The sequence below is a fragment of the Microbacterium istanbulense genome (assembly GCF_037204145.1).
GTDB lineage: Bacteria > Actinomycetota > Actinomycetes > Actinomycetales > Microbacteriaceae > Microbacterium > Microbacterium istanbulense.
On the sequence record NZ_JBBDGN010000010.1, the window covers coordinates 1 to 12,179 of the forward strand.

15 protein-coding genes are annotated in these 12,179 nt (G+C 69.2%); 2 read left to right on the forward strand and 13 right to left on the reverse strand.

From position 1 onward, the window contains the following. Positions 1-64: 64 nt before the first annotated feature. A complete protein-coding gene (acs, locus tag WDU93_RS10780) occupies positions 65-2,032 on the reverse strand; it encodes an acetate--CoA ligase (protein ID WP_337320470.1) in 1,968 nt (655 codons plus the stop codon). A 365-nt stretch (positions 2,033-2,397) separates the two neighbouring features. Here acs and WDU93_RS10785 point away from each other — a divergent pair, with 365 nt between their 5' ends. Together WDU93_RS10785 and WDU93_RS10790 are read left to right on the forward strand one after the other, a co-directional pair. Beyond that, positions 2,398-3,399: a TadA family conjugal transfer-associated ATPase gene (locus WDU93_RS10785; RefSeq protein ID WP_337320473.1), complete on the forward strand. Its 1,002-nt coding sequence runs from the start codon at positions 2,398-2,400 to the stop codon at positions 3,397-3,399. Next, on the forward strand, positions 3,393-4,325 hold the full coding sequence (locus WDU93_RS10790) for a type II secretion system F family protein (RefSeq protein WP_337320475.1): 933 nt from the start codon (positions 3,393-3,395) through the stop codon (positions 4,323-4,325). Before WDU93_RS10785 ends, WDU93_RS10790 begins: the two co-directional genes overlap by 7 nt. A gap of 138 nt (positions 4,326-4,463) precedes the next feature. Here the strand turns inward: WDU93_RS10790 and WDU93_RS10795 are convergent, their stop codons facing one another. From WDU93_RS10795 to WDU93_RS10850, 12 genes are all read right to left on the reverse strand, one after another. Next, entirely contained in the window at positions 4,464-6,158 is a 1,695-nt protein-coding gene (locus tag WDU93_RS10795) for a recombinase family protein (RefSeq protein WP_337320477.1), read from the reverse strand. After that, a complete protein-coding gene (locus WDU93_RS10800) occupies positions 6,155-6,406 on the reverse strand; it encodes a hypothetical protein (RefSeq protein WP_337320479.1) in 252 nt (83 codons plus the stop codon). The genes WDU93_RS10795 and WDU93_RS10800 overlap by 4 nt, the downstream gene beginning before the upstream one ends. After that, positions 6,403-6,570 carry a hypothetical protein gene (locus WDU93_RS10805; protein ID WP_337320481.1) on the reverse strand — a complete coding sequence of 56 codons (168 nt, stop codon included), beginning with the start codon at positions 6,568-6,570 and terminating at the stop codon, positions 6,403-6,405. Before WDU93_RS10805 ends, WDU93_RS10800 begins: the two co-directional genes overlap by 4 nt. Continuing rightward, positions 6,567-6,824 (reverse strand): DUF4314 domain-containing protein, encoded by a 258-nt coding sequence (locus WDU93_RS10810; RefSeq protein WP_337320483.1) that lies wholly within the window; start codon positions 6,822-6,824, stop codon positions 6,567-6,569. Before WDU93_RS10810 ends, WDU93_RS10805 begins: the two co-directional genes overlap by 4 nt. Then, on the reverse strand, positions 6,821-7,042 hold the full coding sequence (locus WDU93_RS10815; RefSeq protein WP_337320484.1) for a hypothetical protein: 222 nt from the start codon (positions 7,040-7,042) through the stop codon (positions 6,821-6,823). Before WDU93_RS10815 ends, WDU93_RS10810 begins: the two co-directional genes overlap by 4 nt. Further along, on the reverse strand, positions 7,039-7,311 hold the full coding sequence (locus tag WDU93_RS10820) for a hypothetical protein (protein ID WP_337320487.1): 273 nt from the start codon (positions 7,309-7,311) through the stop codon (positions 7,039-7,041). Before WDU93_RS10820 ends, WDU93_RS10815 begins: the two co-directional genes overlap by 4 nt. Before the next feature lie 102 nt (positions 7,312-7,413). Further along, positions 7,414-7,995 (reverse strand): WhiB family transcriptional regulator, encoded by a 582-nt coding sequence (locus WDU93_RS10825; RefSeq protein ID WP_337320489.1) that lies wholly within the window; start codon positions 7,993-7,995, stop codon positions 7,414-7,416. 209 nt (positions 7,996-8,204) lie between these two features. After that, on the reverse strand, positions 8,205-10,061 hold the full coding sequence (locus WDU93_RS10830; protein ID WP_337320491.1) for a phage tail protein: 1,857 nt from the start codon (positions 10,059-10,061) through the stop codon (positions 8,205-8,207). A 178-nt stretch (positions 10,062-10,239) separates the two neighbouring features. Then, on the reverse strand, positions 10,240-10,524 hold the full coding sequence (locus WDU93_RS10835; RefSeq protein ID WP_337320493.1) for a hypothetical protein: 285 nt from the start codon (positions 10,522-10,524) through the stop codon (positions 10,240-10,242). After that, positions 10,524-10,901: a hypothetical protein gene (locus tag WDU93_RS10840; RefSeq protein ID WP_337320495.1), complete on the reverse strand. Its 378-nt coding sequence runs from the start codon at positions 10,899-10,901 to the stop codon at positions 10,524-10,526. The genes WDU93_RS10835 and WDU93_RS10840 overlap by 1 nt, the downstream gene beginning before the upstream one ends. Positions 10,902-10,958: 57 nt before the next feature. Beyond that, the gene (locus tag WDU93_RS10845) at positions 10,959-11,429 is read right to left on the reverse strand and encodes a hypothetical protein (RefSeq protein WP_337320497.1); all 471 of its coding nucleotides are present in this window, start codon (positions 11,427-11,429) and stop codon (positions 10,959-10,961) included. Positions 11,430-11,509: 80 nt separating this feature from the next. Next, positions 11,510-11,875, reverse strand: coding sequence for a hypothetical protein (locus WDU93_RS10850; RefSeq protein WP_337320499.1), 366 nt, complete (start codon positions 11,873-11,875; stop codon positions 11,510-11,512). Positions 11,876-12,179: the final 304 nt, after the last annotated feature.

A 12,179-nucleotide genomic window follows, 5' to 3' on the forward strand; every position in this document is an offset into this window, starting at 1 on the left:
ACGTCAGCAGCCAGGGGTCTCGGCGCGTACCCGGGGTCTCGGCGAGAGGCGGTGGGGGTGCGGGTCACTTCACCTGGGCGGAGATGATGCTCATCACGGCGGTGTCGGCCAGTGTTGTCGTGTCGCCGACCTCGCGGCCCTCGGCGACGTCGCGCAGCAGGCGGCGCATGATCTTGCCGGAGCGGGTCTTGGGCAGCTCGCCGACGATGTAGACATCCCGCGGGCGGGCGATCGGTCCGATCTGCTCGCCGACCCAGCTGCGCAGCTGCGCCGCCAGCCCCTCGGGCGTGTGGTCGGCCAGGAAGCTCTCCTTGAGGATGACGAACGCCACGACGGCCTGACCGGTCGTCTCGTCGTTCGCGCCGACCACCGCGGCTTCAGCAGTGGCCTCATGTGCGACGAGCGCTGACTCGATCTCGGCGGTCGAGAGGCGATGTCCCGACACGTTCATCACGTCGTCCACGCGGCCGAGCAGCCACAGGTCACCGTCGTCGTCCAGGCGGGCGCCGTCACCGGCGAAGTAGTAGCCCTGGTCGGCGAACTTCTCCCAGTACGTCTCCACGAACCGCTCCGGGTCGCCCCAGATGCCGCGCAGCATGCTCGGCCACGGCTCGGTGACCACCAGCAGGCCGCCGTTGCCGTTGCCCACGTGCTCACCCGTCTCGTCGACGACGTCGATCGAGATGCCGGGCAGGGGCACCTGCGCGGAGCCGGGCTTGGTGGCGGTGATGCCGGGCAGGGGCGAGACCATGATGGCGCCGGTCTCGGTCTGCCACCAGGTGTCGACGATGGGCGTGGTGCCGGCGCCGATGACCTCGCGGTACCACATCCAGGCCTCGGGGTTGATGGGCTCGCCCACCGAGCCGAGTACGCGCAGGCTGGACAGGTCGAACTTCTGCGGCACGCTGCGGCCGACCTTCATGAACGAGCGGATCGCGGTCGGGGCCGTGTAGAAGATCGAGACCTTGTACTTCTCGATGATCTCCCACCAGCGTCCGGGGTGCGGGGCATCCGGGGTGCCTTCGTACAGCACCTGGGTGGCGCCGTTGGCGAGGGGGCCGTAGGCGACATACGAGTGCCCGGTGATCCAGCCGATGTCGGCCGTGCACCAGAACACGTCGGTCTCGGGGTGCAGGTCGAACACGTACTTGTGCGTGTATGCGGCCTGGGTGAGGTAGCCGCCCGAGGTGTGCAGGATGCCCTTGGGCTTGCCCGTGGTGCCCGAGGTGTAGAGGATGAACAGCGGGTTCTCGGCGGGGAAGGATGCCGCGGTGTGCTCGGCCGGAGCCACGGGCACCACGTCATGCCACCAGATGTCCCGCCCCGGCTGCCACTCCACGTCGTTCTCACCGCGGCGCACCACGAGCACGTGCTCGACGCTCTGCTGCTCGCCGTCGCCGCGGTCGCTGAGTGCCTGGTCGACGGCCGGCTTCAGTGCCGACACCTTGCCCTTGCGGTATCCGCCGTCGGCGGTGATGACGAGCTTGGCGCCGGCGTCGTCGATGCGTGAGCGCAGGCTGTCGGCGCTGAACCCGCCGAACACGACGGAGTGGATGGCGCCGAGGCGCGCGACGGCGAGCATCGACACGATCGCCTCGGGGATCATCGGCAGGTAGATGGCGACGCGGTCGCCCTGTCCGATGCCGAGCCCCGCGAGCACGTTGGCCGTGCGCTTGACCTCGTCGGTCAGCTCCGCATAGGTGATGCGCCGCGAGTCGCCGGGCTCTCCCTCCCAGAGCAGGGCGACGCGGTCGCCGTTGCCTGCTTCGACATGGCGGTCCAGGCAGTTGTAGGCGACGTTGAGTTCGCCGTCGTCGAACCACTTCGCGAACGGCGGGTTCGACCAGTCCAGGGTGCGGGTGAACGGGGTGTGCCAGGTCAGCAGCTCGCGGGACTGGTCGCCCCAGAAGGCCTCGCGGTCGGCGGCAGCGCGCTGGTACAGGGCGGGGTCGTCGATGGAGTGCGCGACGAATTCGGGCGAGGGCGGGAACTGCCGGGTCTCGTCGAGAAGGTGGTCGATCTGGCTGCTCATTTGGCTCTCGCTCCTTTGCGGGGGACACTCACACGGGCGTTCGGGATACGGCCGTGCTCGGTGAATATAGTGTGGCCTTCCCCGGCTGAATACTGTCGAAAGAGGGTACTCGTTTCGGTTTTGCGCCTGCGGTGGCGGCGCGTATGCTGACCTCAGCCGAATATCTTGATTCTGGCTTTTGCGCGCCCGATACCCCCGATCGTGGGTGCGCGTGGGCGGCCCCTCATTCCCCCCGTGAGGTGCCGCCCTTTCCTGTTCCCAGGCGCGCCGGCAATCGTTCTGCACCGATCGGTTCTCGGTCGAGTTGTGCACAGCGGCCGGGTTCTGCGGGTCGGGCGCACGCGCGGCCGTCCTAGCGTCGGGGCATGCCAGAACCGTTCGTCCTCGCCCCGCGCCACACCGCATCCGGCGGCCTGCCGGTGGCCGCTGCGCCCACCCTCGATCCCGCCTTCGGTGCGCTCGCCGAGTTCATCGGCGACGAGCGGGTCACCGACCTGTTCGTCAACGGCACCGACGGGCTGTTCCTCGACCGCGGCGACGGTGCTGAACGGATGCCGCAGTGGCGGGCCTCGGAGCGCGAGGTGCGTGACCTCGCCGTCGCTCTCGTCGCCGCCGGCGGGCGTCACCTCGACGATCAGTCGCCGTGCGTCGACGTGCGGTTGGACTCCGGCATCCGCGTGCACGCCGTGCTCGCGCCGGTGTCCACCTCCGGCACCGCGCTGTCGATCCGCGTTCCACGCGTGCACGCGGCCGACCTCGATGCCCTTGCCGCTCTCGGCAGCTTCGCGCCGGGGCAGCGGGCATGGCTGGAGTCGTTGGTCGGCGAGCGCGCGAACGTGCTGATCACCGGCGGCACAGGCACGGGCAAGACGACACTGCTCACCGCCCTGTTGTCGGCGGTGCCCGTGGGGGAGCGCATCGTCACCATCGAGGATGTCGCCGAGCTGCGCCCGCGGCATCCGCACCATGTCTCGCTCGAGGCCCGGCAGCCCAACCTCGAAGGTGCCGGCCGCATCACCCTGGCCATGCTCGTGCGCGAGTCCCTGCGGATGCGGCCCGATCGTCTGATCGTCGGCGAATGTCGAGGTGAAGAAGTGCGGGAACTGCTCACCGCGCTGAACACCGGTCACGACGGCGGTGCCGGCACCCTGCACGCCAGCGGACTGGCCGATGTACCCGCCCGCATGGAAGCACTCGGTGCGCTTGCCGGAATGGATGCCACCGCGCTGGCGCGTCAGGTCGTCAGCGCCTTCACCGTGGTGCTGCACCTGGGGCGTGAGCCGGACGGCACACGACGCATCCGACAGGCGGGGCGCTTCCTGCTCGTGGCGGATCGCCTGGGGATAGAAGAGGTGCGGCCATGGTGAGAGGTGCAGGCCCGGTCGGGCGCGCAGGCCTGGTGCGGCGACGCCGGGCGGACGAGGCGGCAGATCCTGCGGCGGCAGCCGTGGCGGTGCGGACCCTTGCCGTGCTCTTGCAGGCCGGAGCGCGTCCGATGACGGCGTGGCGGCATCTTGCCGCGACCGGTGATGCGCACGCCGAGCGGATTGTGGGCCGAGTCGACGATGGCGTCGAGTTGGCGGCGGCGATCGAGGCGGAGGGCGGCACGTGGATCGACGTCGCGGCGGCATGGGAGGTGGCGACCATCGTCGGCGCCCCGCTGGCCGACGTGCTGCGTGCGCTGGCCGAGTCGTTGCAGGATGCCGCCAGTGCCGATGACGACGTGCGGATCGCGCTCGCCGAGCCCACAGGCACGGCGCGGTTGCTGCTGTGGCTGCCGTTCGCCGGTCTGCTGCTGGGATTCGCGCTCGGCTTCGACACCATCGGCGTGCTGGTGACCAATCCGTTCGGCATCGCCTGTGTGATCGCCGGCGTCGCGCTCGTGCTGCTCGCCCGCTGGTGGACGGCGACCCTCGTGCGCCGAGCGCAGCCCGAAGCTGGGACGCCCGGCATGCACGCCGAGCTCGTCGCCGTCGCGTTGGCGGGTGGGGCGCCGATCGGCCGGGCGGTGCGCCTTGTCGATGAGAGCCCAGCCCGGTTGCGCGACGAGGCAGAGAAGACGGATGCCGTGCTCGAACTGTCGCGCTCGGCGGGCGTTCCGGCGGGCGAGCTGTTGCGGGCGTCTGCCGCGCAGCAGCGACACGAGGCCCGTGTGCAGGGGCGCCTGCGTGCGGCACGGCTCTCGTCGCGGCTGCTGTTGCCGCTCGGCGCCTGCACGCTGCCGGCCTTCCTGCTTCTCGGGGTCGCGCCGCTCATGCTCAGCGTGCTCACCTCCACGCCGTTGCCGATCTGACCCAGGCCACGGGCGCGTCCGCGCCCCGATAGAGAAAGAAGGAACACATGAACGAGAACGACCTGCCGCCGCTCACCCGAGAGCGCGCGGCCTCCTTGTTCACCGATGAGTCCGGTGCGGCCACCGCGGAGTACGCGATCACGACGATGGAGCGACCCCTGGTGCTGACTGAGCGTCGCTGGGCGAGTAGTCCAGGGTCGGACCAGCATCCGAGCCCCGCGTGCCGGAGTCCGTGCCCCACATGCGCGGGTCCACAACCCCGCTGATCGCGACCGACTCCGGCATCCCGGCGACCACGGGGCCCGAGCAGACCACCGAGACCTGGAGGATGCGCACCACCTCGGCACGCTCCGCGTCGGTCAGCGTATGCAGTCGCCCCCGCGCCCGCTCCGCCAGCGCGGCCACGTCCCGGAGCGCCTGGCCCCGAGCCTCCGCCGACGACACCAGCGCCTCGTACCCTGCCAGCCGCTCCTGAGCGGCGGTCAGTTCCCGCTTGAGGTCGGCGACCAGTTCAGCCTGTCGGCGCTCGTCCTCGGGCGTGTCCGCGAGGAGCACCCCGCGCTCGGCTTTCACGAGCCCGCGCTCGTACCGCTCAACCTCAGCCCGCACGCCGTCCATCGCGCGTTGGTCGGCCTCGCCGTCGCCGCCCTCATCGGGCAGGGCAAGGTAAGCCCGAGCCGCCGCCTCCAGCCGTGCCGGGTCGGACAGTAGCCGGGTGACCTCCGCCCAGACGAGCTCCTCCATCGGGAGGGCGCGAAGCTGGGGGCAGGAACATCGGTTGGCCCCGGCGGACTGGCGGCGGGTGCCGCACCGGTAAGCGCCCTTCCACGCCTCGCGGGGCAGGTTCACGCCGTACATCGCGTGGCCCTCGTGGGTGAACACCCGCCCGGTGAGGAGCCGGGACACCGCCGGGTTGGCGGCGGGTCCGTTCGCGCGCCGTTCGAGGGCGCGGACGATTGCGCGGTGCTCGGCGGCAGTGAACACCGGGTTGCCGAGGTCGATTTCCAGCGGCTCGCCGTACACCGGGTTGCCCTGGCGGTCCACCTTCGCTTTGTGGCGGCGCTGGCCTCCGGCACCGCTGGTCTTCGGCAAGCCCCACATGACCTTGCCGGTCGCGTGGGTCGGGTTGCGCCACATGTGGCGGACCACCTCGGCGTTCCAGCGCTCAGCCTTCCGGGGCTTGATCCCCGCGTCGTTCAACCAGTCGGTGACCTGGTAGGCGTTCATGCGGCGCTTCACCAGCAGGTCGTACCCGAGCCGGAGCACCTCGCGCTCTGCCTCGTCGGGGACCACCTGCGAATCCCGCTTCGAGCCCTCCCGGCGGTAGCCGTAGGGCGGTTCGCCCCCGGGCAGGCGGTTCTGGCGGGCGAGCGCCCGCTGACCGGCCACGGTCTTGATGAGGATCGACTCGCGGTCGAGTTCGGCGATTGCGCAGAACTGCTGGAACACGAACCGGCCTGAGGGCGTGGAGGTGTCGATCATCGACTCCTGCGCGCTCGCCACGCCGACGCCCGAGTCGGCGAGGGCGTCCGCCACGCTGGCGCTGATCGCGAGCTTGCGGGACAGTCGGGAGAGGTTGAGCACGACCAGCACGTCGTAGGACCCTGCCTCGGCGTCGCGGAGGGCGCGGAGCAGGGCGGGGCGCTGTTTGATCGGCGTGGTGCCGCTCATCACGTCCTCGTAGACCTCGCCCGTGAAGTCCCAGCCGCGTGAGTCGATGAACTCCGTGCAGGTGCGCACCTGGTCTTCGAGGGATGTCTTGCCCTCCGCCGCCTGGTCCTCGGTGCTCACTCGGGTGAGGATCGCGGCGCGCTTGCGCTCCGCGGCGTTCATGCGGGCACCGCCTTGATGAGGGTCCGCTGGAGGGCGGGCACAGCCTCGCGGACCACCTGATCGGCGAGCGCGACCCCGACAGGCTCGTCCAGGTCGAAGCCGTGAGCGAGGGCCGCGTCCCCGACGTGCTCGCGGAGCGCGCGGAGGGTGTCGATCACCTCGGCGGGGTCAGCCCCGGGGGCGTTCCCGAGCACCAGGCGGACGACCAGCCATTCGTCGGCGGTGATGGTGTTGTCGTTGTCAGTCATCGGTTCCTCCGGGCGTAAGCCTCGCGGCGGGTTACATTGATGCAGTCGCGGCACCACGCCTGCCGGGACTCGCCGCCGCGCTTGCGGAGGGCGAATGCTGACACCGGCAGGTCGCGGGTGCAGTGCGGGCAGGTCTTGGTGGCCTCGGCGGTCACGGTCGTCATCTCACTTCCTCCATCGGCGTCGGGAGCCAGCGCGGGTGAATCCGTCGCCAGCGGTCAACGCCTGGGATCAGCCCGAGTGTCGAGCCGTCGTCCCAGGCGACGTGAACGGTCCCGGCGTCGTCCACGGACTCGACCACGCCGGTCGCGTTCGGTTCGAGTCGGGTGTACGGGTCCGCCACGGACACGAGTGCGATGTGCGCGCCCGCATCGGTAGGGTTCAGGTTCTCGGGCAGGTTGGCCCAATCCTCAGTCATCGTTTCTCCGCTCGCTCGCTGTAGAGGGCGATCAGCTCGTCCTCAAGGATCTGCATCTGGTCGTCGATGTCGGGGTCGGTGAGGCCGTGCTCCGCGACGAGCTCGGCGACGAGCTCCTCGTTCGGCCACCAGTCGAGGTCGAGCACCTCGATCGCCCGGTCGACCGCGCGGCTCCAGACACCGAAATCGGGGTCTGCCGGGTAGGTGAACTGAGTCACTTCGCGGCCTCGATTTTCGTCTGTGCGGTGTCGGCCTGCTTGGCGACGAGGCGCTCGGCGGCGCGGAAGAACTTGGTACGGAGCGGCTCGCTCGGAAGTCCTTTTGCGAGTCCGTTGATGACCGCCTTGGTGACGGGCTGTCCGTCCGCGTAGGAGTTGATCAACGCCTGGAGGAGGTGTGCGACGTGCTGGGCGTCGCCTCCGGGCCGGTAGAGGGCCTTCGAGTTGGGGTTCTGGTTCGCGAACTCAGCGGGAATCTGGATGCTCATGGGGTATCTCCTATTTACCTTCTGACCAGGGCTTTTCTGGCCTTACTTTCAATGAAAACACACCCGTGTTTTCGACACAATCTCTGGCTCATCTGGGCTTTTCTACCCTCGGATCCCGAGCTGGGCGCGGAGCTTCGCCTGCAGGGCCTCCGAGTGTGCGACCTCGGCCAGGGCCGCGTCGGCGGTGATGGTCTTCGAGCGAAGGTCGGCGCGGAGCCTCGCGAGGTGCATCGAATCATGACCACTCAGATACCAGCCGCCCTTCGTGACTCCGCCGCACCCGCACGTGCAATCACGCTGGCCCGGGGTCCAGCGTCTGCCCTTGCGAGACAAGCGGCGACTGGCGCGGTCACGGCCCCTACCTGTCGTGCCGCGCGCCTTCCGCGCCGCCCACTCCTCCGAGATGGCCCGGGTCTTGTTCCGCGTGACGCCCGCCCACGTCCCGGCGCTGGGCTCCTCCGCGTCGGCGTAACGCTGGCAGAGAGCGAACACCGGGCAGAGCAAGCAAAGGTCGGCGGCGAGCTCCTGGTCCGTCGCGTCGTCGGACGTCCAGGCTTCCGCGCCGGGTCCGAGGCAGGGCACCTCCTGCCGCTTCTCCCGAGCCAACAACAGGCCGTGGCTCAAGTCGTCGAATGCCTCGGTGGCCTCGTTGGTCTGCGAGTGCCGCGCAAAGACCTCGGCCACCAGCTTGTCGGCCTGTGTGGCGGAGAGGCTGGGGCCGGTGGGGCGGGAGCGCCCCGCGCTGGGGTCTCCCGTGCCCTCCGGCGACCTCTTGGGCCCCGGGACGGCCTGGAGCAGGGTCCGGCCCTCCCGGGTCGCCGGAGAGGCCACGGGAGCCACCGCGCCCTCAGTAGGCACGGGTCGTCCTGCCGTCCCTGTGGGAAACGCGCCCATCAGTCGCGCACCCGAGGCGAACCGAGCGCCGAGTAGAGCGCCTCCTCCGCCGTGAGGGACTGGCCCTCGGCGGCGTTGTAAACCACGGTCTTGCTGTAGGAGTTGCCGCCGGTCGTGTCGCCCTCGCCGCCCGAGCGGAACCCGCCCGTGGTCGGCACCCGCTCCATGTCCTCGAACGCGCGGTTCACCTCGGGCTGGATGCGCTCCAGTCCGTCGATCAGACCCTGGCCGATGTAGACGCCGAAGCCACGGAAGACCCGGCTTGGCGAGGCGATCCCGAACAGGCCCGCCACAGTGTCGATGATGCCGCCGAAGGTGTCCTCGAACCAGCCCGCTACCGAGTCCCAGATCGACTTGAGGCCGTTCCAGAGACCCTGCACGATGTCACGACCGATGTTGTACAGCCAGGTCATCGCGCCGTCGAAGACGCCCTTGATGAGACCCGGCACGGAGCGGAACCAGCCGATAAGGCCGTTCCAGATGTCCTTCGCGGCGGTGGTCACCGAGTTCCAGATGCCCGACCAGAAGCCGACGAAGCCGGACAGCACGCCCATGATCCACGAGGTGAAGCCCTGCCACACGCCCCGGATGAACGAAACGAAGCCCTCCCAGACAGAGACCACGAAGTCGCGGACGGAGTTCCAGATCCCGACCCAGAACGACACGTAGGCGACCAGCCCTGCGCGGATGAAGCCGACGAAGCCTTCCCAGACTGACTGCACCCAGGAGGTGAACCCCGACCAAACCTCGGAGATCCAGGCACCCACGGCCTCCCAGATTCCGTTCCACCAGGCCACGAAGCCGTCGATGACGCCGGTAATCCAGCCGATGAACCCGCCCCAAACCTCTGTGATCCACGCCACCGCCGTATCCCAGTTCATGATCAGCCACACGATGGCCGCGACCAGGCCACCGATAGCGAGCACGATCCAGGTGATCGGGTTCGCGAGCAGGGCGACGGTCCACGCGGCGGTCGCCACGACAGCGGCCCAGATCGCCGGGGCGAGTGCCGCGAGCAGGACGGCCCCGAGCCCCGCCACTATCGGGATGAACACCTGGGAGTTGGCGATCAAGTCGGCCAGGAAGTTGGTGATGTTGGTGAACGGCTCCTTGACCAGGTTGAGGGCCTCCACGAGCTTGCCCTGAATGGTCGCGGCGAGGTTGCCCGCCGACCCCTCGAAGGTCTCCGTGCTCTTCGCGGCCTCGACCGCGATGGGGTCCGTGCCCACCTGCTGAATCGCGGCGTTGAACTCCTCCGCCGTGATCTGCCCCTCGCTCATCGCGGTGCGGAAGTCGCCCGTGTACGCGCCCGCCTGGAGCAGTGCGTCCTGGAGTACGCCTGACGCGCCGGGGATTGCCTCGGCGAGCTGTTGCCAATTCTCGGTCGTGAGCTTGCCGAGACCGGAGGTCTGCGTGAGCACCTGGCCGACGCGACCAAAGGTCTCCGGCGAGCCGCCCGCTACGGCGTTGAGGTTGCCCAGCGATGCGGCGAGGGTCTCGTAGTCCTTGACGCCGTTCGATGCGAGGGTCGCGGTGATCGACTGGATGTCACCGAGCGAGTAGACGGTCTGGTCGGCGTACGCCTGCGTCGAGGCCGTCAGCTCGTCGATCTTGGACGTGTCGAGTCCGGCGAACTCCAGGGTCTTCTTGAACTTGTCGGTGGCGTCGGACGCGGCGGCGGCGTCGCCCACGAACTCGCCGAGCATCGAGGACGCCTGGCTGATCGCGTCGGCGGCGACGTTGCCGAAGGCCGACGCGATACCAGCACCCTTCTTGCTCCAGCCGTCAGTCTTCTGGTCGAAATCACCATCATCGACCTTGACCTTGGCGACCAGGGTTCCCAGGTCTAGTGCCATGTCCTGGCCTCCGTTCTGTCTGTTGATCTGGGGTTTTCTGCCCCGTTGGGGTGAGTCGCGGGCGACTCAACCACCCCGAAATTTGCCTGTCAATTACTTGACCGACGTGTCGTCCAGGCCCGGTTTCCCAGTCGCACCAGCGCACGACTCGGTAGGCGGGCGGTAGGGGTATCTCGCCTCAGTCGTCCTCGAACTCGTCGCGCCACCGCTCATTGACCGCGCGCTCCTGGACACCGAGCGGGCCACCGTAGCGGTCGAACAGTTCACGCGCGGGCCGAACCACGGCGGCGTCGTGCTCCTGCGTCAGCCGGAGCCGGGGCGGGAGCAGGTTGAACTCACGCCGGTAGATCCTCAGGTAACGCTTCTGCTCCTTGCGTTCGTCCATCAACCCCGCAAGCGCCCCGAGGGCGAGGAGCCGTTGGCACCTGAGCACGCGCTCGCGGGTCTCGCGCTTCTTGCCCATCAGCGGGCCTCCGCTTCGGCGAGGTTCAGCGCGTCGTCCAGGAGAGCCACGGCGATCCGTTCGAGCGCCTCCTCCAGCCGGTGCGCCTCCCGGAGCCCCGGCACGTGGTCCAGGTCGTACCCGTGTAGCACCGCGACGAGTCCGAGTCGCGCGGCCAGTCGGCTGGGCTCCATACGCGAGTGGACAGTCGCCGCCCACGCCGGGTTCACCTTCGTGAAGGTGTAGATCAGCTGGCGGACGGTGCGGTCTTCGTAGGCGACCTCGGGGATCGGGTCTCCAGGCGGCGGGTTCAGCCGGGGCTGGCGCACGGCCTGCTCCGGGGTGAGCGCACCCCACGCGTCGAGGTCGATGGGCTTGCGGGTCTTGGTGTTGGTCATGTCGATCTCCTTGAAGGTGTGCCGGGGGCGACTGCCGCGCCACCCCCGGCGGGTTGGTTAGTCGCGGAACGCCTCGTTGACGGCGCGCTTGATCGGGCCGAACTGCTCCAGCCCCGCGAACTCGTCTTCGAACTCGACCTTCTGGAGCGTCGCGGTCGTGAACACGAGCAGGTCGCGGACGGCCCGACGCGCACGCGGAAGCCACATCAGGAACCACGGCGTGCGGTTCACGGTGTCGACCGCTTCGTGCAGACGGGGTGCGGTCACGGCGTTGAAGCGCTGGACCGCGCGGCGGCGGTCTGCGAGCTTGTCGGCGCTGAACCCGCCTCCGACGAACACGCCCGGGACTGCGGCGGGATTGTTGGCGGCGTACTGCACGAGCTCCCGGAGATTGCTCTCGTGCAGGTCGTCGAGCGTGCGAATCTCAGTGGTGCGGACCTCGCGCCGCTCGCCGCCGTACGCGGACCGCCCCGCGAGAAGTCGAGCCTGTACCGCGTCGTCAGCTGTGGGCGTATTGATGGTGGTCATGGTTGTTCTCCTTGGTTGGTGTTGGTGGTTGTCTGCGGCAGGGTCGTGCGGCGGCGGTCGCGCCCGAGCCAAGAGCGACATCAGCGGTCGCCCAAGATGAACGCGCGCTTGTCGGGGTCGTTGCAGGCGGCGACCTCCTCCGGCGTCAGCGCGCGATCCGAACCCGCATCCGCCAGCGCCTGCTCGTGGACGGCGATGCACCGCTCGACCTCGCGCCGGTCGGCGGCGGCATTCGCACCGCACGACACCACGACCACGAGGAAGACCCCGACCAGGACCACGGACGGCACGACCCGCTTCCACATCGGCAGGGCGGCGAGCTTGCGCGCCCTGTCGGCCTTCTTCACCTGACGGCGCGTGTATCCCGAGGGCACCGCCTGCGCCTGTGCCAGCGCGGCCTCGTACTGCTCCTGAGCCTTCGCGACTCGGGCTTCCTGCTTGTTCATGAGTGACCTCCTCGGTCGTTGTTGGTGTTGGGTGTAGGGCTTGTTTCCGAGTCGTCCGCCGGTACGACCCCTGCTGACTCGCGGCGGTAACCCTCCTGCGACGGCGAAGGGTTCCACGCGCGCTTCGCCCGCTGGCGGTGCGACGAGCACAGGCCGTTCAGGTGGGCATCGCGTCGGCACCCGGGGACGAAGCACCCCCGAGCCTGCGGAGCCGGACCCCACGTGAGAATCTCGGCGAGGTTGTCAGCGATCCAGGCGGGCAGACCGTCCGGGATCAGATCATTCGATGCGTTCATTTCGTGCT